Below are 24424 nucleotides of genomic sequence, written 5' to 3'. Positions count from 1 at the left end.
AAAGCCTTATGCAGAGCGCCACGCAAGCCCGTTCGAAATTGCCTGACGTAGGCACGACGATATTTACCGTGATCGGTCAACTGGCTGCCCAGCACGACGCGCTGAATCTGTCGCAAGGCGCGCCGAATTTTGCGCCGGACGCCAAACTGATCGATGGCGTCGCTCAAGCCATGCGCGCCGGTCATAACCAGTACGCGCCGATGGCCGGCATCGCCGCCTTGCGCGAAGCGCTTGCCGACAAGGTCGCCACGCTGTACGGCGTGCGCTACGACCCGGCCAGCGAAGTAACCGTGATCGCGAGCGCAAGCGAAGGTCTGTATTCGACGATCAGCGCATTGGTGCATCCCGGCGATGAAGTGATCTACTTCGAGCCGTCGTTCGACAGCTATGGGCCGATTGTTCGCTTGCAAGGCGCCACGCCCGTTGCGATCAAGCTGTCCTTGAGCGACTTTCGCGTGGACTGGGACGAGGTCGCCGCCGCGATCACGCCGAAGACCCGCATGATCATCATCAACACGCCGCACAATCCGACCGCGACCGTGTTCAGCGAAGCCGATGTGGAGCGCCTGAAGGCCATTACGCGCAACACCGATATCGTGATCCTCGCCGACGAGGTGTATGAACACGTGGTGTTCGACGGCGCCAAACATCAGAGCATGGCTTGCCACTCCGAACTCGCGGAGCGCAGCGTGATCGTCTCGTCGTTCGGCAAGTCGTATCACGTGACCGGCTGGCGCGTGGGCTATTGCCTCGCGCCCGCCGCGTTGATGGATGAGATTCGCAAAGTCCATCAGTTCATGGTGTTTTCCGCCGATACACCGATGCAGTACGCGTTCGTCGATGCATTGGCCAATCGCGAAAGCTACCTCGGGTTGTCGGCGTTCTATCAGAAGAAGCGCGATCTGCTCGCGGATTCACTGCGCGATTCGCGCTTCGAGTTGTTGCCAAGCGAAGGTAGCTTCTTCATGCTCGCGCGTTTCCGTAGTTTCTCAGAGGAAAGCGACAGCGATTTCGTGCTGCGCCTGATTCGCGATGCGCGTGTTGCGACTATTCCGCTGTCGGCGTTCTATACCGATGGTACGGACTCCGGTTTGATCCGCCTGAGCTTCTCGAAGGACGATGCGACCTTGATCGAAGGCGCGCGTCGTCTGTGCGAGATCTGATCGGCTAGGTGACGGCTGCGCGCGACGGCTGCATTTTTGAACGCAGTATGATCGTCGCGCGGTCACGTGTGAGCGCACCGCAGGACGGCGCGACAACAAAATCGAAGGGAAGGGAACTGCTATGAAATTGCTCAAGCCTCTTTTGGCGCTGGCCTGTGCATTCGCGTCGCTCGCGGCGTCGTCTGCCGCGAGCGCTGCCGATACCTCGACGTTGCGTTTCGGCCTCGAAGCGCAATATCCGCCGTTTGAATCGAAAGGCCCGAACGGTGAGTTGCAGGGGCTGGATATCGACGTCGGCAATGCTGTTTGCGTCGCCGCGAAGATGACGTGCAAATGGGTCGAGACTTCGTTCGATGGGCTGATTCCCGCGCTGCAGGGCCGCAAGTTCGACGCGATCAATTCGGCGATGAACGCGACTGAACAACGCCGTCAGGCGGTCGATTTCACCACCGTCGTGTATCGCGTGCCGACACAGTTGATCGCCAGGCGCGACAGCGGACTGCTGCCGACGCCGGCCTCGCTGAAGGGCAAGCGCGTAGGTGTGTTGCAGGCGTCGATTCAGGAAACCTTCGCGAAGACGCATTGGGAATCGGCGGGCGTGACCGTCGTACCGTATCAGGACCAGAACCAGGTTTATACGGATCTCGTGGCGGGGCGATTGGACGCGACGCTCGTGCTGGCGCCCGCCGGACAGACAGGTTTTCTGTCGAAGCCGAGTGGCAGCGGTTACGCCTTCGTCGGTGAGCCCGTGCGCGACGACAAGATCCTCGGCAGCGGCATTGCATACGGGATTCGCAAGGGCGATACCGCGCTGCGTGAGCGCTTGAATGCGGCGATCGCGAAGGTGCAGGCCGACGGCACGGTGAAGACGCTGGCCGCGAAATATCTCGGCAACATCGACGTGACGGCGAAGTAATCTGTCGCGTATCTGCAGGCGCCGCGTTGTTCGGGTTATGCCTTGACTTGACGGTGGGGAGCATGTGCCATCAGCACTACGGCATTGATGAGCAACGCGTTCGTGAGACTGCGGCTCGACTCTTGCTGAAGTATGGCAACGGGATTGCTCCGCCGCTGAATCGAACGCAACTTGGTTGCGAGCTAAAGGCACCGCGCAAGCGGTGCCTTCCTAAACGAGCACGGGTCTTACGACGTAGTAGCGCTTGGGAACGAGAAATCTTCAATCACTGCGGCCGACATCTACCTTCCGCATTTTGGCTCGGTGGCCTGTTGCCGCCAGCCCTGTTGTTGGCTAGAAAATTCAAATCTGCGCCGTCGCTGAACGTGAATCTCCCAGTGTCGGAGTTAATGGACATAGCGCCATCGTAACTTTCGCCATTAAACATATTCTTGGCTACGTAATTGGTACCAACCTGCCTGAAACCCTCGATAGATAGGGTAAATGTTGTGCCGACTTTCATCATGGCCCATCGAAAATTTGATGTGTCGACGGTACACGAAAGTGCTGCGTGAGCTACAGAAGAGGACAGGCATATGCCAATCAACAGCGGAAGGATTTTTTTCATAAAAATGTTTTAAACGTTATGCGTCGGCATTCGTTATAAGGTTTGTGCATGCCTGATGAAGGTAATGCGTGACCCGTGAAATGGGACACGTGTTACGCCTGAGCATCGTCCTCAGAACATGATTGAGTTGATGAAATGCGACTCGGTAATCGGCTGGATTTCATTCGGCTGAATACCGTCGATAGCCGGCAGCAGGTTGTTGTTGGCGTCCGTGGCAGGCTCAATACGCGGGCGCACATCCTCGGCGCCCAGAACGCTGCCGATGGTGGTGTTTACTGTGGAAAGGGTACCAACCAGGCCCTTACCCAAGTTGTTGGTCGTATCGAGATATGTCGGCTTTACACCCATACCCAGAGTGAACGCCAGCTCCACCGCCATGCGCGCGCCGATGTCACGCGCAAGGTCTGCCGAATCAACCGAGCCCTTACCGCCAACCACTGTAGCTTTGCCCAGCGAAATCACCTTGCCTTCCAGCATGAACTCCACGCCGAAGTCATCTGCCCCGTAGGGCACCGCGTGCTGATACCACGGGCGCTGATGGAACCAGCGGACCTGGACAATCATCTCGCCGCGCTGCTGGAAGTGATTGCCCTCACCTTCGAAGCCGTTGATGAACGCAGCCACGGCCTTCTCGTAGTCAGAGCCCTGGCAATCGACCGGACACGGCAGCACCTTGAGCTTCGGCATGTAGCCGATGACGCTGCTGACGTTACGCCCGGCGGCCTTGCCGTTGTCAGCGTAGCCGCGCAGCAGGTCTTCATTGGTGATTTCGGGCATGTTCTGGTTGGGCCGGAAGAACGCGGGCTGAGCCTTCGACTTGGCCATGAACGACACCTTCATTGGGTTCTGCTCGGTCGTCACGCCCGCGGGCAACTGCGTGGTTCCTGGAGCTGCTTCGAAAGTACCGGCAGGTTGCGCTGGCATTTGTGCCAGCTTGTCTTCGTCCGTTGTAGGCGCGGAGGAAGATTCCGATGCAGCGGCGACGGTCGGCGCATTCACGCTCACTTCACTTCCAGCTTCCTCGGCCATTGCGCCCAGCGCTGCCAAGCCCAGCACCAACCCCATTCCATATCGTTTCATTTCGATTTTAAGTTCGCAAAGATGTAAGCGGCTCGACGTCGTGTTTCAACGGCCTATCGTCGTATAACGGAACGTAATCTGAAAAATTTAGAGTCGTCGGTACGGATGGGAGAAAACCGCGTGTGGCGCGTGACCAGGCTAAGTGGCTCTTATGAAGAGTCCCGGAGAATGGGCTACCGTCGCAGCGGGCGGCGCAAGAACGTGTGGTCGTCCAACTTGAGCAGGTTGCCAGTCAAGCTGGGCGGCTTGAGATTCTGGCGCGCGGGGCGTGGCGCTCGTTCCCAGCAGGTTAGGTTATTTGTGATGCTCAGAGCGCCATGGAGGCTCGCCATGTATTGGCGCGATTGGGTTACACGGTGGTTAACATGGAGCCGGAAAACGAAAAAGGGTTACAAGCGATTTGCTTGTAACCCTTTGAATTTCTTGGTGGGGCGTGAGTGACTCGAACACTCGACCTACGGATTAAGAGTCCGCTGCTCTACCAACTGAGCTAACGCCCCCAACAGAAGCGAAATTATGCAGAAATTTTTCGAGCTTGCCAAGTCTCTTTAGCAGATTTCTTAAAAATATTTGCCTCCGCGGCCCAGAGGCATTTCGCTATGGCTGCGCTATCGTGAAAAAGGCGCTGGCTGCATCGTCCCGGTATCATGTCGCGGACAGGTTGCCGCACGAAGCCTCGCGCGGCTTTCGACCGGGGATCGTCATGGATGACAAAGAGATTATCGAGCTGCTCGACCGCATCCTCGCGCCCTGGGTCCGTGCGCTTACGCTGACGCCGGTCAAGGTCGATGAGGAAGGCGCCACGCTACGCCTGCCGTTTTCGGGCGGCCTGCGTCATGCGGGCGGCGTGATCTGCGGCCAGGTGTTCATGGCCGCGGCGGACACGGCGATGATCGTCGCCATTTCGGCCGCGCTCGGCGGTTTCAAGCCGATGACCACCGTCTCGCTCAACATCAACTTCATGCGCGCGGTGCGTAAGGGCGACGTGCTCATCACCGCCCGAGTGCTGCGCATGGGTCGCAATCTTGTGTTCGGCGAAGTCGAATTATTCGACGAATCCGGCAACATGGCGGTCCACGCCACCACCACCTACGCACTGCTCGATTAAAGCGCCAGAGAGCCGCATAAGAGGAAAAACCAGGATGTTCGATCAGGTCGTATTCGCCGGCGGCGGCAATCGCTGCTGGTGGCAGGCGGGTTTCTGGGACGTGACTCAGCCGGAGCTGCGGATCCGGCCGCGTGTCATCACCGGTATTTCGGCCGGCGCCGCCACTGCGTGCATGCTCTACACGCGCGATTCCGACTGGGTCATGCGCTATTACGAAAACGCGCTGCGCCACAACACCCGCAACGCCTATTGGGGCAATCTGCTGCGCGGCGAGTCGGTGTTTCCGCACTACCGCATCTACCGCCAGGCGCTGCTCGATATTTACGGAGAAAAGTTTTCGACGCTCGCCGATGCGCCGGAAATCCGCATCGGCGTGTCGCATCTGCCGCGCTGGCTCGGCGCGCGCAGCGCGGTGGCGGCTGGCTTGATCGCGTACAACATCGAAAAATACGTGCGCAAGACGTTGCACCCGACGCTCGGTCAGACGCTCGGCTTTCATCCGGAATTCGTGCGCGCGCAGGACTGCGCGAGCGTCGAAGATCTCGCGGATCTGATCCTGCAATCATCGAGTACGCCGCCTTTCACGCCGGTTCTGCGACGCAACGGCCGGCCGGTGCTGGACGGCGGGATGGTCGACAACGTGCCGGTCGGCGCGCTCGACGCCGAGGCGCCTGGCAACGTGCTGGTGATGGTCACACGCCTTTATCCGCGGCCGCAGATGTTCGTCGTGCCGCACGGCGTGCAGCAACGGCTCTATGTGCAGCCGTCGCGCAAGGTGCCGATTTCCAGTTGGGATTACACGAGTCCCTCGCAGATGGTGCATGCGTACAACCTCGGCCGCGCCGATGGCGAGACCTTCCTCGAACGCATGCCCGATCTGCTGGAAGCCGGCGCGCACGAAATGGCGCGGTGAGTTGAGCGCCGGCGGCGCGAGCTTAAACGGCGACAACCACGTCGCACGAATCCGCTCGGCGCTCGCCGGAAAAGGCCTGGCGGTTTTTAACGCCGACGGCCGCCCTGCAAAGCTTCAGGATTCGCTACGCTGCTTGTGTCGCCAGCGTCGAAAGCCAGAATGTTTTTGAATGCCGCCGTGAAATACTGCTCGTAGCTTTCGCGTTCCACATAGCCGATGTGCGGCGTGCAGATCACGTTTTCCATGCGCAGCAGGCTGTAGCCCTGCAGAATCGGCTCGCTTTCGTAGACGTCGATGGCGACCATCCCCGGACGGTTGTGCGACAACGCATTCACTAGCGCGTTGTCGTCGAGCAATTCAGCCCGGCTCGTATTGACGAGTAGCGCGGTCGGCTTCATCCGCATCAGATCTTCCTGTTTGACGATGCCGCGCGTGTCGTCGTGCATGCGCAAGTGCAATGACAGCACGTCGCTCTGCTCGAACAGCGCCTCGCGGCTCTCCGCCACGCCGTAACCGTCAGCGCGAGCGGCTTCGCGCGAATGCTCCCGGCCCCAGATCAGCACGTTCATGCCGAACGCCTTGCCGTAACCGGCCACCAGCCGGCCGATCTTGCCGTAACCCCAGATCCCCAGCGTCTGGCCACGCAATACCTGGCCCAAACCGAAGTTCGGCGGCAGCGCCGATGTCTTCAGGCCGGACTGCTGCCAGGCTCCTTGCTTAAGGTTTGCTACGTATTGCGGAATCCGGCGTTGGGCCGCCATGATGAGAGCCCACGTCAATTCGGCAGGCGCGAACGGCGAGCCGGTGCCTTCCAGCACGGCAATGCCGCGCTCGGTACAGGCGTTCAGATCGATGTGGCTGGAGACTTTGCCCGTTTGGCTGATCATGCGCAAATGCGGCAACTTATCGAGCAGTTGTGAGCTGATGCGGGTCCGTTCACGAATCAGGACGAGGGCGTCGACTTCGGAAAGGCGGCTTGCCAACTGGCCGAGACCGCGGACGGTGTTGTTGAAAACCTTGACCTCATGGTCGGCCAGCAATTGAAAGCAGTCGAGCTTGCGAACGGCGTCCTGATAATCGTCGAGGATGGCAATCTTCATGGTATGTGTTTTGCGACGCACCTTGGTGGTGCGGAACGGATTGTTATGCTGACTGTCCCACATGTGACCTAGGTCACACGCCGGTCTGGCTGAATGCCTTACCGTAGTAGCTACCGCACAGAATGGCAGCGCCACGGTAAGGCCGATTGACATCGTTTTTAACAGTTTGTTGCGTGTTGAGGCAAGCCGCTTTACAGACGGTTGCAGAAGCCCCGTCGGCTGGCGACTCCGCTCAACAGGCTGTGTAGCCCGGAACGACCTGCACAATTATGCGTCGGGTGGCAGAAACCGGCATGAAGAATTGAATGCCTCTCGCATGCAGCGTCTCTGGGTTTGTACCGTTTTTCTATTGCTTTTCAATTCAAAACGGAGACAAGTCGATGAACCACCCCTCATTCGAAGGACAGCCCACTATCGAGGCGCCCGCGTGGGTCAAACACCGAAAGCTACTCGACTGGGTCCAGCGCATTGCCGCGAAGACCAAGCCGGATCGGATCGTCTGGTGCGACGGCTCGCAGGAGGAATACGACCGGCTTTGCGCGCAGATGGTCGAAGCAGGCACCCTCAAGAAGCTCAATCCCGCAAAACGTCCCAATTCTTATCTCGCATGGTCCGACCCGTCTGACGTGGCGCGCGTCGAAGATCGCACTTTCATCTGCTCGCAGCGCCGTGAAGACGCGGGTCCGACCAATAACTGGATCGCTCCGGCCGAAATGCGCTCCACGCTCGACGGCCTGTTCGAAGGCGCCATGCGCGGGCGCACCATGTACGTGGTGCCATTTTCAATGGGCCCGCTCGGTTCACCGATCGCGCACATTGGCGTCGAGCTGAGCGACAGCCCGTACGTGGTCACCAACATGCGCATCATGACGCGCATGGGCCGCAAGGTGTACGACGTGCTGGGCGAAGACGGCAAGTTCGTGCCGTGCGTCCATTCGGTCGGCGCGCCACTCGAGGCCGGCGCGAAAGACGTGGCGTGGCCGTGCAACGAAACCAAATACATCGTCCATTTCCCTGAATCGCGCGAGATCTGGAGCTACGGCTCGGGCTACGGCGGCAATGCGCTGCTTGGCAAGAAGTGCTTCGCGCTGCGCATCGCCTCGACCATGGGCCGCGACGAAGGCTGGCTTGCCGAGCACATGCTGATTCTCGGTGTGACCTCGCCGGAAGGACGCAAGCATCATGTCGCGGCGGCGTTTCCGTCGGCGTGCGGCAAGACCAACTTCGCGATGCTGATCCCGCCGGAAGGCCTGAACGGCTGGAAAATCTCCACGATCGGCGACGATATCGCCTGGATCAAACCTGGCAAGGACGGCCGCCTCTACGCAATCAATCCGGAAGCTGGCTACTTCGGCGTGGCGCCGGGCACGAGCGAAAAGACCAACTTCAACGCCATGGCCACGTTGAAGGAAAACGTGATCTTCACGAACGTCGCGCTAACCGACGACGGCGACGTCTGGTGGGAAGGCATGACGGACGAACCGCCCGCGCACCTGATCGACTGGCAAGGCAAGGACTGGACCCCGGCCAGCGCGAAGGAGAGCGGCCGCAAGGCGGCACACCCGAACGCCCGCTTTACGGCACCGGCCTCGCAATGCCCGTCCATTGACCCCGACTGGGAAAATCCGGCGGGCGTCGCGATCGAGGCGTTTATCTTCGGCGGACGCCGCTCCACCACCGTGCCGCTCGTCACCGAAGCGCGCAACTGGGTGGAAGGCGTCTACATGGCGGCGACCATGGGCTCCGAAACGACGGCCGCGGCAGCTGGCCAGCAGGGCGTGGTGCGTCGCGACCCGTTCGCGATGCTGCCGTTCTGCGGCTACAACATGAGCGACTACTTCGGTCACTGGCTGAAGACCGGCGAGCGTCTGGAGCAACTGAACGCGAAGCTGCCGAAAATCTTCTGCGTGAACTGGTTCCGCAAGGGCGCGGACGGCAAATTCGTGTGGCCGGGCTTTGGCGAGAACATGCGGGTGTTGAGCTGGATGGTCGGCCGGATCGAAGGCTCGGCTCAAGGTGAGGAACACGCTTTCGGCGTGTCGCCGCACTATGAGGACATCGACTGGAGCGGGCTGGATTTCAGCCGCGAGCAGTTCGAACAGGTCATTTCCGTCGACGACGCGGCCTGGCGCGCAGAACTCGCGCTGCACGCCGAGCTGTTTGACACATTGCAGCAAGGCCTGCCGCCAGCGCTGACCGAGGCTAAACGCGCACTCGAAGGGAAACTCGCCGCCTGATCACGTGAGTATCCACTTCGGATGAAACCGCCTTCGGGCGGTTTTTTCGTTTGTGATCCCGCCCCACATGGCTATTTTTTCGATTCCGCAACGCCCGGACGACCACTGCGTCTGTTCGAACAAAAAAGACAGTTCAAGCTGCACTGCAGCAGATTGTTTCCCTTTAAGGAACAATCGATGATCACGCCCCGCATTAGGAAGCACAGTGGCACGAATATCGACAATATTTCCGCTTTCGCGGGCAACTTCTGCACGATTTCGCGAGTCGTAGGAGAATTCCAAGTTCGCTTCACTGGTTTTCACTAATTGTCAGGAAGCAGTAACACGGCAGGAGTTGTCTTATGGATCATTTGCAGTCGATGCGAGTTTTCGTCAAAGTGGCGGATCTCGGCAGTTTCGCCCGCGCTGCGAGCGCGATGGATATTTCCAACGCAGTTGCCACCCGTCACGTTGCCGACCTCGAAGGCCGTCTAGGTACGCGGCTGCTCAATCGCACCACCCGCAGCTTGTCTCTGACCGAATCAGGCCAGGTTTATCTCGAGCGCGCGCGCCAGATTCTCGACGAACTGGAAGACGTCGAGCAAATGGTGGTCGCGCGCAATCACGAGCCTGTCGGCACGTTGCGAATCGTCGCGCCGGTCGTGTTCGGGCTGCACAATCTGGCGCCCGTGCTCCAGACGTACGCGGAGCGCTATCCGAAAGTCATTCCCGACGTCACGCTGGTCGACCGCCAGGTCGATCTGGTCGAAGAGGGCTTCGACGTGGGCGTGGTGATCGCGCGGCAAATGCGCAGCGCCAGCATCGTCACGCGGCGTCTTACCACCGGTTGCATGACGGTGTGCGCCACGCCGGCTTATCTGGAAAAGCACGGCATGCCAACGCGTCCGGAGCATTTGCTCGAGCATCCGTGCCTGAGCCTGCCCTCTGAGTACTGGGGAGACGAGCGCGTATTCACCGGTCCGGAAGGCGAAGTGCGTGTACGCCCGTCGAACGTGATCGTCGCGAACAACACGGAAATGCTGCGTCAGTTTGCGTTGCTCGGCATGGGCATCGCGATCCTGCCGAGCTATCTGATCGGCCGCGACATGACGCGCGGCAGGCTCGTGCGTCTGCTCGGCGATTACCGGCTGCCACAGGTCGAGATCAACATTGCGTATCCGAGTCGCCGTCACTTGCCGGCTAAGGTGCGGACGTTCATCGACCATCTGGTTGAGCATTTCAGCCAGACGCCGAACAGCCTGCTGGGTGAACAGTGGATCAAGGAAGACGGCCTCGGCCGCGTCCCTATGACGACGACGCTCGATTCCGCGGATCCCATGCCGCCGGAAGCGTTCGACGGCGCTGAGCCGCTCTCGCGCCTGTTGGACAGCGAGTTGTCGCCGCTGCCGAAGACGCTGGCCAAGACGACGCCTCGCACTCCTCGGCTCACCGCTTTGTCGCCCCTGTAAGTGTTGGATCAATCAAGCCGGCGGAGCCGCCTATAGGCGCTTTCCGGCGGACAAACAAAAAGGCGCGATCACTTGATGTGATCGCGCCTTTTTTCACGACAAGCCCAGATGGCGGGGGACGGAAGCGACTCTTCTTCCGGCCCCCTTGTTCGAATCAAGAGCCGGTCTTGCGCGCCACCGCTTTTTTGGCCGGCGCTTTCTTGGCCGCCGCAGTCTTGGTCGCCGGTGCTTTTTTCGCGGCCGCCTTCTTGGCCGCCGGCGCGGCCTTCACCGCCACCTGTGCTTCCTCGTCCTCGGACTCCGATTCCGCCGCAGCCTTGGCAGCCGACTTGGCCGCCGCGGTCTTCGCGGCAGTCTTCGCCGATGGCTCCTTCTTCTCGAACTCGAAGCCGATCTTGCCGTCGTTCTGCTTGACGAGGAACGCCTTGAAGTTACGGCCGGTACGCGACGACTTGAAGTTCGTCAGCAGATCCGTGCGGCCTTCTTCGAGCAGCTTGGCCATCTGTTCACGGGCGATTTCCTGCTGCAGGATCACCTTGCCGGAGCGGAAGTCGCAAGTCTTCGGGTTCGCGACCGAATTCTCGCAGACGTAACTCATGCCGTGCTCGAACACGCGGCCCTTGCACTTCGGGCACGCGCCGACCGATTGCTGATCGGAGAAGTCAGGCGGTTCGCCGTCTTCGCCGCCCGCATCCTGGCCAAAGTCGAATTCGAGCTTGTAATTCTTGATTTCGTCGTCGAGCGAGAGCTTCAGGATCGCCGAGAACGGCCGGCCCATCTTGCTGCGGAAACCGGACAGCGGCCCGATCGTCTTGTTCTGCAGCAGCTCTTCGACTTCTGGAATTTCGAACTGACGTCCGCCCGGAATTTTCGAAATGGAGAACTCGCATTTCGAACACGCAAAGCGCCGGTAGTTCTCCTTCACCTGACCGCCGCAATTCGGACACGGCGTCTGCAACGTCGCGTAATCGCCCGGGATCGTGTCGGAATCGTACTCTTTCGCGCGCTTGACGATGGTCTGCGTCATGCGGGCGATTTCCTGCATGAACGCGTCGCGCGGCAGGTTGCCGCGTTCCATCTGCGAGAGCTTGTATTCCCACTCGCCGGTCAATTCGGGCGCCGTCAGTTCCTTCACGCCGAGACCGCGCAGCAGCGTCATGAGCTGGAAAGCCTTGGCGGTTGGAATCAGATCGCGGCCTTCGCGAATCAGATACTTTTCACCGAGCAGACCTTCGATGATCGCCGCGCGCGTGGCCGGCGTGCCGAGCCCCTTGGCCGCCATGGCTTCGCGCAACTCGTCGTCTTCGACGAGCTTGCCCGCGCCTTCCATGGCCGACAACAAGGTAGCTTCGTTGTAGCGTGCGGGCGGCTTCGTCACCAGTTGCTGGGCGGCGATCTTGTCCGTCTTGACCTTCTCGTCCTTCTGCACCGGCACGAGGTTCGCGTCTTCGCCGCTAATTTCGCGTCCGTAGATCTGCAACCAGCCCGGTTCGACCAGCACCTTGCCTTCGGTCTTGAAGTGATGGCCGACCACTTGCGTGATCCGCGTCGTTACCTTGTATTCGGCGGCCGGGAAAAACACCGCGAGGAAGCGCTTCACGACGAGGTCGTAGAGTTTCTGTTCCGGTTCGGACAGATTCTTCGGCGCTTGCAGCGTCGGGATGATTGCGAAGTGGTCGCTGATCTTCGAGTTGTCGAAGATGCGCTTGTTCGGCTTCACCCAGCCCTTGTCGAGCACCTGCTTGGCATACGGCAGATAGTTGTTGCTCTCCTTGAGCATGCCGAGCGTCTGCTTGACCGTATCCATATAGTCTTCCGGCAGCGCGCGAGCGTCGGTCCGGGGATAGGTCAGCACCTTGTGCTTTTCGTACAACGCCTGAGCGAGGCCCAAGGTGTTCTTCGCCGAGAAGCCGAAGCGGCCGTTGGCCTCGCGCTGCAAGCTGGTCAGGTCGAACAGGGCCGGCGAGAGTTGCGTGGACGGCTTCGATTCTTCCGTCACCGTGCCGATCTGGCCACGGCAGGCGGCGACGATCGTTTCGGCAGCGGGCAGTGCCCACAGACGCGAATCGCGTTTTTCCGGATCGAACTCGTCGCGCTTGAATTTCGGATCGAACCAGCGGCCTTCGTAGAAACCGGCCGCGCAGACGAACTCCGCCTTCACTTCCCAATAGTCGCGCGGCACGAAGCGGCGAATTTTTTCTTCGCGCTCGACCACGATCGACAGCGTCGGGGTTTGCACTCGCCCGACCGTAGTCAGGAAGAAGCCGCCGCCCTTGCTGTTGAACGCGGTCATGGCCCGCGTGCCGTTGATGCCGACCAGCCAGTCCGCTTCCGAGCGGCAGCGCGCCGCGTCGGCGAGCGGCTGCATCTCTTCGTCGCTGCGCAAACGGGCGAAGCCGTCGCGGATCGCGCCCGCCGTCATGGATTGCAGCCACAGGCGCTGGACCGGCTGCTTGGCTTTCGCGTGCTGCGCGATCAGACGGAAAATCAGCTCGCCTTCGCGCCCCGCGTCACATGCGTTGATCAGACGGTCGACGTCTTTGCGCTTGAGCAACTTGGTCAACACCTTCAGGCGCGACTCGCTCTTGGCGATCGGATTGAGATCGAAGTGTGGCGGAATGACGGGCAGATTGGCGAAACTCCACTTGCCGCGTTTGACTTCATAGTCTTCGGGCGCGGCAATTTCCAGCAGGTGGCCGACTGCCGAGGAAAGGACGTAATCGTCGCTTTCGTAGTATTCGTCATGCTTGGTAAAGCCGCCCAAAGCGCGCGCGATGTCGTTCGCGACGGAAGGCTTTTCGGCGATGATCAGTGCTTTGGACATGACTCGATGTGAGGTTGGTAGATCCGGGTTGATGGCCGTGAGTGCGCTTGATTAGCGCGACCCTCGTTTGCGACCCATTGACGACCGCTTTATAGCACACGGCGCGAAACCGGCGTGTCAAGTGCCATTAAAGCGCGCCATCATAATTGCGTGCTCTGGCATTGAGCAAGCTGCGGCAAACGCCTGTTGCATCGCTCGCAACGCCCTGGCCGCCGGGCTCGCAGGCCGACGGTCCTGGTCAGACGACAGTCAGCGCGGGGCGCAGTTTCGGCGCGCCGCTGACACCGGGCACGGCCGTCAGATCAGACAACATCCGTTCCACAATCGCCGCCTGCGGCAAGACGGTGCCGAAAAACCGCGTCGTAACTGAATCTTCGATCAGTATGGTCGGAAAATTCTCCACATCCAGATCTTCGAACCGGTCCGCATGTGTCTCTATATCGATCCATGCGAAACAGATTTCCGGGTGCCGGTCGGCCAGCTTGTCAAAAGCCTCCCGGTACTCACGGCAGGTTCCGCACCATTCCGCGCACAGGCAGGCAACGAACAGCGTCTCGGGTTCGTTGACGCGCTTGGCGATCCGGTCCGGGTCGGTGTCGAGGTTTAGCGCGGGCATGTTGTTCCTTGCGTACTTTTGTCAGGTGCTTTGGCGCGAATGTAGCATGGCCGATCCCGAATGGTGGTCAACTCTGATCAATGCGGGGTCAGCCGTGGCTCGCCCGCATGAAACGGCCGCCGGGCAGCATGGTCACCTGGCCGGCGAGTTCGAGTTGCAGCAAGACGGTTTGCAGGGCCGCGTCCTGCATCTCGGTGCGGGTGGCGAGAATTTCAAGCGTGGTGGGCGAATGGCCGAGCGCGGCGAGGAGGCGCTGTGCTTCGGGATTGACCGGTGGGCAAGGCGCTACGGCGACCGGCGTCGCTGCAGTTGCCGCTGAATCGGTCGGCGATGCTGCGGCCGTCTGCGCCGCCGCCAACTCCGGCCGATCCTTCGCCGCACCGCTAGCTGCCGTCGTAGTCCTTGACCCGGCACCGCCCCAAAGAACGGCATGCGCCGAACTCGAGGCCGCTCGCGGGGCTGCCCGTCGTGCAAAGCCCAACTCCTCCAGCACCTCGTCCGGCGTTTCCACCAGCTTCGCGCCTTGCTTGATGATCCGATGACACCCGCGCGACAGCGGTGCGTGAATCGAGCCGGGCAATGCGAAGATGTCGCGTCCCATCTCATTGGCGAGCCGCGCCGTGATCAGCGAACCGGAGCGCATCGCAGCTTCGACGATCACCACACCGCTGACGAGCCCGGCGATCAGCCGGTTACGCTGCGGGAAATTGGCGGCACGCGCGGGCGTGCCGAGCGGCCACTCGGAGAGAATCGCACCCTGCACTGCGATCTGCCGCGCCAGCGCATGATGCGCGGCCGGATACACGAGGTCCGCGCCGGTACCGATGACGGCGACGGTCCCGCCGACGCCTTCCAGGCCACCCCGATGCGCGGCGCCGTCGATGCCGAGCGCAAGCCCCGAGACGACAGTGACGCCGGCCACCGACAACTCCCGCGCGAAACGCTCCGCGTCTTCGACACCTTGCGCTGTGGCGCTCCGGCTCCCCACGAGAGCGACCGCTCGCGTATGCAGCAGATTCAACCGGCCCTTTATATATAGCAGCGGCGGTGGATCGGGCATGGTCAACAGCGCTGGCGGGTAAGCGGGGTCGTCGAGCGTCACGACCTGGTTGCCGGGTTGCTCGCGCCACGCTATCACCGCGTCCAGTTGGGCGCCGAATTCGGGGCCCGTGGGCGCCAGCGCCGCGCGTGCCGCGGCCTCGCCGGCAACCTCGGCGAGCGCCTCAGGCGTTTGAGCGAAGATCGCTTCCGGCAGTCCGAAAGCGCCCAGCAGCAAGCGCAGCGCTGCGGGCTTCAGCCCGGGCGCGAGCGCAAGCCGCAGCCATGCGGCGAGTTCAATATCGGTTGCAGGCAAGGTGTGCATTGCGTGTCGATCCTCCTGTAGGGCCAGCGGGCAGGCGGGCGCCATGCTAAAATTTTCATCATCCGAAATAACTGCAGCGCCGCGCCCACCCGCGCGGGCTCGTCGTTTAGCGCACGTGGCGCGTTGAATCGAACCGGTTCGACACCAGCTATCCTGTGCGCAACGCGGCAAGCCCACAACCTGGCCAAACGGCCAACGCGAGGCTTCCACCGGTCAGCGGCGACTGAAAATCACACTCAAGATCATGGCTTTACTGAATATCCTCAATTACCCGGACAAACGGCTGCACAAGATCGCGAAGCCGGTCGAAGCGGTCAACGACCGCATCCGCCGCCTCGTCAAGGACATGGCCGAAACCATGTACGCCGCGCCCGGCGTCGGCCTTGCCGCGACCCAGGTGGACGTGCATGAGCGCGTGATCGTGATCGACGTGTCGGACGACCACAACGAACTGCTTGCCTTCATCAACCCCGAAATCATCTGGTCGAGCGACGAACGGAAGCTGTCGGAAGAGGGCTGTCTCTCGGTGCCGGGCATTTACGACAATGTCGAGCGCGCCGAGAAAGTGCGCGTGCGGGCGCTCAACGAGAAGGGCGAAACCTTCGAGATGGACTGTGAAGGCCTGCTCGCAGTGTGCATCCAGCATGAAATGGATCACCTGATGGGCCGCGTGTTCGTCGAATACCTGTCTTCGCTGAAGCAGACGCGCATCAAGAGCAAGATGAAGAAGCTCGCCCACGCAATGTAATGCGCGTTCACCTCGCCTACCGCCCCCGTTCATGAGTCATTCGTTGCGCGTCATCTTTGCCGGTACGCCGGAGTTCGCCGCGGCCGCGCTGGCCGCGATTCACGGCGCCGGTTTCCCGGTGCCGCTCGTGCTGACCCAGCCGGACCGGCCCGCCGGGCGCGGAATGAAAGTGCAGGCGAGCCCGGTCAAGCGCTACGCGCAGGAGCACGGACTGGCCGTCGCCCAGCCGCCTTCGCTGCGCCGCGCCGGCAAATATCCGGACGAAGCCGCCGCCGCAATCGATCAACTGCGCGCCACGCCGCACGACGTCATGGTGGTGGCCGCCTACGGCCTGATCCTGCCGCAGGAAGTGCTCGATATTGCGCCGCTCGGCTGCATCAACATTCACGCGTCGTTGTTGCCGCGCTGGCGCGGCGCGGCGCCGATTCATCGCGCGATCGAAGCGGGCGACGCCGAAACCGGCATCACGCTAATGCAGATGGACGTCGGCCTCGACACGGGCGCGATGATTTCCGAAGCGCGCACCGCGATTTCCGCCGACGACACGACGGCCACGTTGCACGACCGTCTCGCGCAAGACGGCGCGAAGCTGATCGTCGAAGCGCTGATCGAACTCGAGCGCAGCGGCAAACTGGCGGCAACGCCGCAACCCGCGGACGGCGTGACCTACGCGGAAAAGATCGGCAAGCACGAAGCCGCGCTCGACTGGCGCCGCCCGGCGGCGGTGCTTGCGCGCCAGGTGCGGGCGTTCGACCCGTTTCCTGGCGGCGTGGGCACGCTTGAAGACGGCACGTCGATCAAAATCTGGGCCGCGGTTCCCGCTGACGCGCAGGCCAACGGCGCATCGGGCACGATCACCGACGTCTCAGCCGAAGGCGTGGTCGTCGCCTGTGGCGAAGGCGCGCTGCGTCTCACGCAATTGCAGAAACCCGGCGGCAAACGCCTGCCGGTGCGCGAATTTCTGGCCGGCTCGACGCTGGCTGTGGGACAGCGCTTTCAACTGCCCGAAGCAAAGTAATACCGTTGCGCATGACCTGAACATCGTCCATTCGGCCGATGTTCAAGACCCCTCTGGAAAGGCCCGCCGCGCGTTAGAATCCTCCATGCAACAGCCTGGATTTTGAGGATTCCCATGTTCGGCATCACCCAATTCGAATTTTTCGTCGTCGCGGTCTTTCTTCTGAACGTGACGCCCGGTCCCGACACGGCGTATATCGTCGGGCGCAGCGTCGCTCAAGGCCGTGGCGCGGGTCTCATGTCGGCGCTCGGCATTTCCGCCGGCTGCTGCGTTCACTCGCTGGCCTGCGCATTCGGCTTGACCGCGCTGCTGGCCGCCTCCGCCACCGCGTTCACGATTATCAAGTTCGTCGGCGCGATTTATCTGATGTATCTCGGCGTGCGCCTGCTCCTGGCCAAGCCGGCCGCCGACCAGGCTGCGGGCGAAGCGCGCGCGGCCGGCGCGCCTAAATCGCTGCGCCAGCTTTTCCTGCAAGGCTTCTGGACCAACGTGCTGAATCCCAAGGTGGTGCTGTTTTTCGTGTCGTTCTTCCCGCAATTCGTGACGACCGGCAGCAATCACAAAGCGCTCGCCTTCCTCACGCTCGGCGCGGTGTTCGTCGTGATGAGCATGCTTTGGAACAGTTTTGTCGCGTGGATCGCGGGCAGTGTGACACGGCGCTTCTCCGGCCAGCCGTCGGTGAAGAAGTGGCTGGATCGCGGTGTCGGCAGCGCTTTCGTCGGCTTGGGTCTCAAGCTCGCCACCGCATCAAGATGATTGAATTTTCCCAACGCGTCCATATCTAACATTTCGCTTACAATCAGGCGCCGCGATCACGCGGCGCAGATATGAACCCGCGTTAGGGCAAGGAGTTGCAGACATGTTCAATTGGGTCAAAACCGCGATGTTGATGGCCGCGATCACGGCCCTTTTCATCGTGATCGGCGGGATGATCGGCGGGTCGCGCGGCATGACGATCGCGCTCGTGATCGCCCTTGGGATGAATTTCTTTTCGTACTGGTTCTCGGACAAGATGGTCCTGCGTATGTACAACGCGCAGGAAGTCGACGAAACCAGTGCGCCGCAGTTCTATCGCATGGTGCGTGAGCTCTCCACGCGCGCCGGCCTGCCCATGCCGCGGGTCTACCTGATCAATGAAGACGCGCCGAACGCGTTCGCCACCGGCCGCAATCCGGAGCATGCGGCGGTTGCCGCTACCACTGGCATTCTGCGCGTGCTATCCGAGCGCGAAATGCGCGGGGTCATGGCGCACGAACTCGCGCACGTTAAGCATCGCGACATTCTGATCTCGACCGTTTCGGCCACCATGGCTGGCGCTATCTCCGCGCTGGCGAACTTCGCGATGTTCTTCGGCAGCCGCGACGAAAACGGCCGTCCCACGAACCCGATCGCGGGCATCGCGGTTGCGCTGCTGGCGCCGATTGCCGGTGCCTTGATCCAGATGGCGATTTCGCGTGCGCGTGAATTCGAAGCGGACCGCGGCGGCGCGCAGATTTCCGGCGACCCGCAAGCGCTCGCTTCGGCGCTCGACAAGATCCATCGTTACGCAAGCGGGATTCCTTTTCCCACTGCCGAGCAACATCCGGCTACCGCGCAAATGATGATCATGAACCCGCTGTCGGGCGGCGGCATCGCGAATCTGTTCTCCACGCATCCGGCCACCGAGGAGCGCGTCGCGCGTTTGATGGAAATGGCGCGTACGGGGCGCTTCGAGTAACGTCGCTCGGCGCTTGCGCGGTGTGAGGAAAGGCGAGTCTGCGGGCTCGCCTTTTTTATTCCTGCGCAATGAAGCGTGAGCGAGTGATGGCGCTGCGTGATCACGAGAAAAACAGTCTCTGCACTGGCGTCAAAAGTCCGCGTCGGATCGGTGAACCCGCGCTTCAGATCCCGGCCTTTGTGCCCGCCGTGGCTTTGCAATCGCTACGCCTTCAGACTGCCCGCGGACCCGTGCGCGACGCCACGCCAGGTCCGCAACCGGTTCTTCAGTCCCACACCTTCCCGCTCGTCGCTGATCCGCAATCGGCTCGCTCATAGACTGCCCGCCGGCCCGCGCGTCGCGCCACGCTACAATGTGTGCTGATTGCGTCGCGCGCTCCGCGCGGCCCGCCTTAGCCTTCTTCATGACCACAAAGCCTTCTTCGCGAACTGCTTCCTCATCGGCGCGTCCGCGCGAATCCCGTTTGTCCATGCTGCATCTCGCGCCCGAATCGCTCGGATTCGCGCTCGACTGCGCGGGCCAGGCGGTCGGCGCTGTGCGTCTCGGCGCAGCCTTGCCGGCCGCGCTGCAATCTGTCTTCGTGTCCGCGCCCGAGGGCAGCGCTGCCGCCGCGCGTGGCGCGGTGCAGGACATCGCGTACCGCACCATGCGGCGTCTCGCGACCGCTGAGTGGCTGGTTGCGAAGCTGGTGAAAAAGGCGCCGCCGCCGCACGTCGGGCATGTGCTTGCCTGTGCACTGGCTCTACTCGTCGACGACGAAACCAATGCGGCCTACGCGCCGTTCACAGTCGTCGATCAGGCGGTGAGCGCGATCGGCGCACGTCGTGAATTTGCCTTTGCGAAGGGCCTCGTCAACGCCGTGCTGCGCAATTTCCTGCGCGAGCGCGAAGCGCTGCTGAGCGCCGCGCAAGCCGACGAAGTGGCGCGCTGGAACTACCCGGCATGGTGGATCGAGGCGGTCAAGCACGCATGGCCCGACGCATGGCAGTCGGTGCTCGTCGCCGGCAACACGCAAGGCCCGCTGACGCTGCGTGTGAACGCGCGTCGCTCGACGGTCGACGCCTATCTGCAAGTGCTGCAGAACCATCACATTGCCGCGAGCAAGGCGGGCGACTACGCCGTCAAGCTCGCCACGCCGGTGCCGGTTGACCGCATTCCGGGCTTCAACGACGGCGTCGTCTCGGTGCAGGACGCCGGCGCGCAACTCGCCGCGCCACTACTCGACGTGCGCGACGGCATGCGTGTGCTCGACGCATGCGCGGCGCCAGGCGGAAAGACCGGCCATCTGCTCGAACTTGCCAAACTTCAACTCGTCGCGCTCGAAAGCGACGCGTCGCGGGCGCGCCGTATCGGCGAAAATCTGCAACGCCTCAAGCTCGAAGCGGAAGTGCGGATCGGCGACGCCGGCGCGCCGGCGAAATGGCACGACGACATCGACCAGCCGTTCGACCGCATTCTGGCTGACGTGCCGTGTTCGGCGTCGGGCATCGTGCGGCGCCATCCGGATATCCGCTGGCTGCGCCGCGCGTCCGACATTCCCGCGCTGGTCGCCGAGCAGCGCCGCATTCTCGACGCCCTTTGGCCGCTCGTGAAACCAGGCGGCGAGTTGCTCTACGTTACGTGTTCGATCTTTCCCGAAGAAGGCGAGTTGCAGGCACAGTGGTTTGGAAACAAGTATCAGGATGCGGTACGATTGGACGCGCCGGGGCAACTGTTGCCTTCAGTCGCTCGCGCGCCCGCCGACACATCGGCCGGTTCTCATGCCGGACAACCCGCTGAAGACAGCGCCGGCGCGAACTCAGACCACGACGGATTTTTCTACGCGCGCTTTCAGAAACGGTGACCATCAAACGCTTCTTCCCGCTTCGGCTCGCTGCCGTGCTCTGGATCGCGCTGGCCGTATGGCTGGCTGCGCCGGGCGTGGCGCACGCTGACTCGATCGCGGTCCAGCGTGCGTCGCTGCAAGCCGACAACACCGGCTGGAATCTCGACGCGCGCTTCGACTTTGACCTGAACAGCAACCTCGAAGACGCGGTCAATAAAGGCATTCCGCTGTATTTCACGACCGACTTCGAATTGAGCCGGCCGCGCTGGTACTGGTTCGACGAGCAGCCGGTGAGCGTGTCGCAAAGCATTCGCCTGTCGTTCCAGCCGCTCACGCGCGAATATCGCGTGTCGAGCGTGTCGTCCGGTGGTTTGCAGCTCGGCTTCACTACGCTCAAGGATGCGCTCGCGGTGATCAAGCACATCACGTCGTGGCACGTTATCGATCGCAATGACGTGCATGCCGGGGAGAACTACACCGCATCGGTGCGCATGCAACTCGACATCGCGCTGATGCCCAAGCCGTTCCAGATCGACGCGGTGAACAACCGCGACTGGAACCTCGCATCCGAATGGAAGCGCTTTACCTTCACGGTGACCGAACGTGCTAAATAATGTGCGCGCCGCCACCAGCGTCAGCAGCATCGTCGTGCGCGTGCTGGTGTCGACAGTCGCCGTCACGGCGGTGTTGCTGCTCGTGCTGCTGGCCGCCGCGAGCGCGAACACCGAATTCTTCGACCGCTATTACCAGTGGCTTTACGCCGCCAATCTCGTGGTCGCGATGATCTTTTTGCTGGTGGTGGCGACGCTCGTCATCATCATCATCGCGCGGCTGAGAAAGGGTAAGTTCGGCACGCGGCTATTGGCGAAACTTGCGTTCTTCATGGCGCTGGTCGGTGTAGTGCCGGGCGGGATCATCTACGTCGTGTCGTATCAGTTCGTGTCGCGCAGTATCGAGTCGTGGTTCGACGTGAATGTCGAAACAGCGCTCACGTCCGGTTTGAATCTCGGGCGCGGCATGCTCGACGCGTCGCTGTCCGATCTGCAGACCAAGGGCCGGTTGATGTCCGAGCAACTGGCCAGCGCGGACGCCGCCGGCACCACGCTCACGCTGCTGCGTCTGCGCGATCAGTTCGGCGTGCAGGATGCGACGATCGTCGAACCCACGCGCAGCATGTCAGGTGCGACGCCCGATATGCACGTGGTCGCCCAGGCATCCGGTAATTACGCGACGCTCGTGCCGAACGATTTGCCCACGCCGCTGATGATCGATCAGGCGCGCGGCCGCGGCTACGCGGCGATCGAAGGCGAAGTGGACGGCGATCCTCACGCGCATGGCAGCAAAGGCGCGCTGCGGCTGCGCGTGGTGGAACGCATCCCCGACTCCAATGCGTCGCTGCTGCAGCCCACCGAACGCTTCCTGCAACTCACGCAGCCAGTGTCGCCCTCGCTCGCGCGCAATGCCGACGCGGTGCAGCGCGCCTATCGCGAGTATCAGGAGAAGGCGCTCGGCCGTACGGGCCTGCGCAAGATGTACATCGGCACGCTGACGCTCGCGCTCTTCCTCGCCACGTTCATCGCGATGATGCTGGCGCTCGCGCTCGGCAATCAGCTTGCGCGGCCGTTGTTCCTGCTGGCCCAGGGCACCAAGGAAATTACCGAAGGCGACTACACGCCCAAGCGCGAAATCAAATCACGCGACGAACTGGGCTTTCTCACGCAGTCGTTCAACGCAATGACACGGCAGTTGTCCGAAGCGCGCGCGGCCGTCGAAAACAATCGCATCGCGCTCGAGCATTCAAAGGCGTATCTGGAAAGCATCCTCGCAAACCTGACCGCGGGCGTGTTCGTGTTCGACCGGCAGTTCAGGCTGACCACCGCGAATCGCGGCGCCGAGCGGATTTTCCGTCAACCGTTCCAGGAGGTGATGGGTTCGGCGCTGGATCAGATCGGCGTGCTGAGTGAATTCGGCGGCATGGTCCGCAAGGCGTTTGCCGATCGCGAAGCGGCGAGCGGCGATGGTCACGACGATCGCGGCCACTGGCAGCAGCAGTTTTCCGTGCAGGTGCCGGGCGAAACCGAGCCGCTCACCTTGCTCGTGCGCGGCGCGCGGCTCGTCTCCGCAACGGACCGCGACGCGGAAGACATGCAGACCTCCGGCTACGTCGTGGTGTTCGACGATATTTCGGACGTGATCTCCGCGCAGCGTTCGATCGCGTGGGGCGAAGTCGCGCGGCGGCTCGCGCACGAGATCAAGAATCCGCTCACGCCGATTCAGCTCTCGGCCGAGCGTCTGCAGATGAAGCTCGCCGACAAGCTGTCGCCATCCGATGCGGATGTGCTGAAGCGCGGCGCGACCACGATCGTGAACCAGGTCGCCGCGATGAAGCAGATGGTCGATAATTTCCGCGACTACGCGCGCACGCCGCCGGCGGTGCTTGCGCATCTGCAGTTGAACGACCTGGTCAGCGAAGTGCTCACGCTGTACGGTATCGAAGAAGGCAAGGACGCCATCCAGATCGAACTCGCCGCATTGCCCGCGATCCGCGGCGACGCGACGCAGTTGCGCCAGGTGATTCACAACCTGCTGCAGAATGCGCAGGATGCGGTGGCGGACCTCGAGCATCCCCGTGTGTTGCTCGAGACGAGGACAGTAGAATACGGAGACCCCGACGCGGAAGGCAAAGTCCACGTCGCGGTGCGTCTGACGGTGTCGGATAACGGACCGGGCTTCCCCGCGCGTATCCTCACACGTGCATTCGAGCCTTACGTGACGACCAAAGCCAAAGGTACGGGCCTGGGACTTGCGATGGTCAAAAAGATCGTCGACGAACACGGCGCGCGCATCGATATCCGCAATCGTATGAAAGCGGGCGATGTTATCGAGGGCGCGCAGATTTCGATCCTCTTCCTTCAACTGGCAGACGATGCCGCGACACCCGGAACGGGGCCGCGTCCGGCGCACGGCGGTGCGTCGCAGGGAAAGACAAAAGCAACAGTGCAGACAAGGGCAGCGTAAATGGCAACCATCCTGGTGGTAGATGATGAAATGGGCATCCGGGAATTGCTCTCGGAGATCCTGAGCGACGAAGGACATGTCGTGGAGGCCGCGGAAAACGCGCAGGAAGCGCGCGAGTTCCGTTTGCGCCAGGCGCCTGACCTGGTGCTGCTCGACATCTGGATGCCCGATACCGACGGCGTGACCTTGCTCAAGGAATGGGCCGCGCAAGGGCAACTGACCATGCCGGTGATCATGATGTCCGGCCACGCAACGATCGACACAGCGGTTGAAGCAACCAAGATCGGCGCACTCAATTTTCTCGAGAAGCCGATTGCGCTGCAGAAGCTGCTGAAGGCCGTCGAGCAGGGTCTCGCGCGCGGCACCGCGGCCAGTGCGCCGGGCGGCGCGGCGGCCAAGCCGGTGCAGCCTGTGAGTGCTTCGGCCGTAGCGTCGGCGGCAGCATTGCCGATGCTCTCGACCGACGGCATGGGTAGCGGTGCGCTGGCTGCGCAAACGGCATCGATCTCGTTCGATATTCCGTTGCGCGACGCACGCGATGCGTTCGAGCGCGCGTACTTCGAATATCACCTTGCACGTGAGAACGGCAGCATGACGCGCGTCGCGGAGAAGACCGGGCTGGAGCGCACGCACTTGTACCGCAAGCTCAAGCAGCTCGGCGTCGATCTCGGCAAAAATAAAGGTGAGTGAAGGCGAGTAACAAGCGGAAGTGAAGTCGGCGCG

General features: G+C 61.9%; 20 protein-coding genes and 1 tRNA gene. 14 read left to right on the top strand and 7 right to left on the bottom strand.

What is annotated here, in order from left to right; all coding sequences use genetic code 11:
• Positions 1 to 8 precede the first annotated feature (8 nt).
• Both RI103_RS18900 and RI103_RS18895 read left to right on the top strand, forming a co-directional pair.
• The gene (locus tag RI103_RS18900; RefSeq protein ID WP_310813410.1) at positions 9 to 1163 is read left to right on the top strand and encodes a pyridoxal phosphate-dependent aminotransferase; all 1155 of its coding nucleotides are present in this window, start codon (positions 9 to 11) and stop codon (positions 1161 to 1163) included.
• Between the two features lie 121 nt (positions 1164 to 1284).
• Complete coding sequence (locus RI103_RS18895; RefSeq protein ID WP_310813409.1) at positions 1285 to 2079, top strand: ABC transporter substrate-binding protein; 795 nt, start codon at positions 1285 to 1287, stop codon at positions 2077 to 2079.
• Between the two features lie 718 nt (positions 2080 to 2797).
• On the opposite strand, the gene RI103_RS18890 is transcribed toward RI103_RS18895, so the two are convergent.
• Both RI103_RS18890 and RI103_RS18885 read right to left on the bottom strand, forming a co-directional pair.
• Complete coding sequence (locus tag RI103_RS18890; protein WP_310813408.1) at positions 2798 to 3751, bottom strand: hypothetical protein; 954 nt, start codon at positions 3749 to 3751, stop codon at positions 2798 to 2800.
• A gap of 439 nt (positions 3752 to 4190) precedes the next feature.
• Positions 4191 to 4266, bottom strand: a tRNA-Lys gene (locus RI103_RS18885).
• 203 nt (positions 4267 to 4469) lie between these two features.
• Between RI103_RS18885 and RI103_RS18880 the strand changes: the two genes are divergently transcribed.
• Positions 4470 to 4874, top strand: coding sequence for a PaaI family thioesterase (locus RI103_RS18880; protein ID WP_310813407.1), 405 nt, complete (start codon positions 4470 to 4472; stop codon positions 4872 to 4874).
• Positions 4875 to 4908: 34 nt separating this feature from the next.
• Positions 4909 to 5787 (top strand): patatin-like phospholipase family protein, encoded by an 879-nt coding sequence (locus RI103_RS18875; RefSeq protein ID WP_310813406.1) that lies wholly within the window; start codon positions 4909 to 4911, stop codon positions 5785 to 5787.
• Between the two features lie 86 nt (positions 5788 to 5873).
• Here the strand turns inward: RI103_RS18875 and RI103_RS18870 are convergent, their stop codons facing one another.
• A complete protein-coding gene (locus RI103_RS18870) occupies positions 5874 to 6887 on the bottom strand; it encodes a D-2-hydroxyacid dehydrogenase family protein (protein ID WP_310813405.1) in 1014 nt (337 codons plus the stop codon).
• A gap of 380 nt (positions 6888 to 7267) precedes the next feature.
• On the opposite strand from RI103_RS18870, the gene RI103_RS18865 reads away from it, so the two are divergent.
• Positions 7268 to 9124, top strand: a complete 1857-nt coding sequence (locus tag RI103_RS18865; RefSeq protein WP_310813404.1) for a phosphoenolpyruvate carboxykinase (GTP) — start codon at positions 7268 to 7270, stop codon at positions 9122 to 9124.
• Here the strand turns inward: RI103_RS18865 and RI103_RS18860 are convergent, their stop codons facing one another.
• Complete coding sequence (locus RI103_RS18860) at positions 9125 to 9406, bottom strand: hypothetical protein (protein ID WP_310813403.1); 282 nt, start codon at positions 9404 to 9406, stop codon at positions 9125 to 9127.
• 59 nt (positions 9407 to 9465) lie between these two features.
• On the opposite strand from RI103_RS18860, the gene RI103_RS18855 reads away from it, so the two are divergent.
• The gene (locus RI103_RS18855) at positions 9466 to 10572 is read left to right on the top strand and encodes a LysR family transcriptional regulator (RefSeq protein WP_310813402.1); all 1107 of its coding nucleotides are present in this window, start codon (positions 9466 to 9468) and stop codon (positions 10570 to 10572) included.
• A gap of 154 nt (positions 10573 to 10726) precedes the next feature.
• Here the strand turns inward: RI103_RS18855 and RI103_RS18850 are convergent, their stop codons facing one another.
• The 3 genes from RI103_RS18850 to dprA all read right to left on the bottom strand — a co-directional run bounded on the left by RI103_RS18850 (position 10727) and on the right by dprA (position 15375).
• The gene (locus RI103_RS18850; protein ID WP_310813401.1) at positions 10727 to 13396 is read right to left on the bottom strand and encodes a DNA topoisomerase III; all 2670 of its coding nucleotides are present in this window, start codon (positions 13394 to 13396) and stop codon (positions 10727 to 10729) included.
• A gap of 238 nt (positions 13397 to 13634) precedes the next feature.
• The gene (locus RI103_RS18845; RefSeq protein ID WP_310813400.1) at positions 13635 to 14012 is read right to left on the bottom strand and encodes a thioredoxin family protein; all 378 of its coding nucleotides are present in this window, start codon (positions 14010 to 14012) and stop codon (positions 13635 to 13637) included.
• A gap of 88 nt (positions 14013 to 14100) precedes the next feature.
• Complete coding sequence (dprA, locus tag RI103_RS18840; protein WP_310813399.1) at positions 14101 to 15375, bottom strand: DNA-processing protein DprA; 1275 nt, start codon at positions 15373 to 15375, stop codon at positions 14101 to 14103.
• Positions 15376 to 15619: 244 nt separating this feature from the next.
• Between dprA and def the strand changes: the two genes are divergently transcribed.
• The 8 genes from def (at position 15620) to esaR (ending at position 24391) form a co-directional block, all read left to right on the top strand.
• Positions 15620 to 16123 carry a peptide deformylase gene (gene def, locus RI103_RS18835; protein WP_095417765.1) on the top strand — a complete coding sequence of 168 codons (504 nt, stop codon included), beginning with the start codon at positions 15620 to 15622 and terminating at the stop codon, positions 16121 to 16123.
• A 31-nt stretch (positions 16124 to 16154) separates the two neighbouring features.
• Complete coding sequence (gene fmt, locus RI103_RS18830; RefSeq protein WP_310813398.1) at positions 16155 to 17141, top strand: methionyl-tRNA formyltransferase; 987 nt, start codon at positions 16155 to 16157, stop codon at positions 17139 to 17141.
• A 114-nt stretch (positions 17142 to 17255) separates the two neighbouring features.
• A complete protein-coding gene (locus tag RI103_RS18825) occupies positions 17256 to 17897 on the top strand; it encodes a LysE family translocator (protein ID WP_310813397.1) in 642 nt (213 codons plus the stop codon).
• A gap of 103 nt (positions 17898 to 18000) precedes the next feature.
• Positions 18001 to 18858 (top strand): zinc metalloprotease HtpX, encoded by an 858-nt coding sequence (gene htpX, locus RI103_RS18820; RefSeq protein ID WP_310813396.1) that lies wholly within the window; start codon positions 18001 to 18003, stop codon positions 18856 to 18858.
• A 403-nt stretch (positions 18859 to 19261) separates the two neighbouring features.
• Entirely contained in the window at positions 19262 to 20701 is a 1440-nt protein-coding gene (gene rsmB / locus RI103_RS18815) for a 16S rRNA (cytosine(967)-C(5))-methyltransferase RsmB (protein WP_310813395.1), read from the top strand.
• Positions 20698 to 21297 (top strand): DUF4390 domain-containing protein, encoded by a 600-nt coding sequence (locus RI103_RS18810; protein WP_011486447.1) that lies wholly within the window; start codon positions 20698 to 20700, stop codon positions 21295 to 21297. The genes rsmB and RI103_RS18810 overlap by 4 nt, the downstream gene beginning before the upstream one ends.
• Positions 21287 to 23701 carry a PAS domain-containing sensor histidine kinase gene (locus tag RI103_RS18805; RefSeq protein ID WP_310813394.1) on the top strand — a complete coding sequence of 805 codons (2415 nt, stop codon included), beginning with the start codon at positions 21287 to 21289 and terminating at the stop codon, positions 23699 to 23701. The genes RI103_RS18810 and RI103_RS18805 overlap by 11 nt, the downstream gene beginning before the upstream one ends.
• The gene (esaR, locus tag RI103_RS18800) at positions 23702 to 24391 is read left to right on the top strand and encodes a response regulator transcription factor EsaR (protein ID WP_310813393.1); all 690 of its coding nucleotides are present in this window, start codon (positions 23702 to 23704) and stop codon (positions 24389 to 24391) included.
• The last annotated feature ends 33 nt before the right edge of the window (positions 24392 to 24424 follow it).

The sequence above is a fragment of the Paraburkholderia sp. FT54 genome (assembly GCF_031585635.1).
In the GTDB taxonomy this organism is placed as follows: domain Bacteria; phylum Pseudomonadota; class Gammaproteobacteria; order Burkholderiales; family Burkholderiaceae; genus Paraburkholderia.
This window is presented reverse-complemented; position numbering and strand designations above follow the sequence as displayed.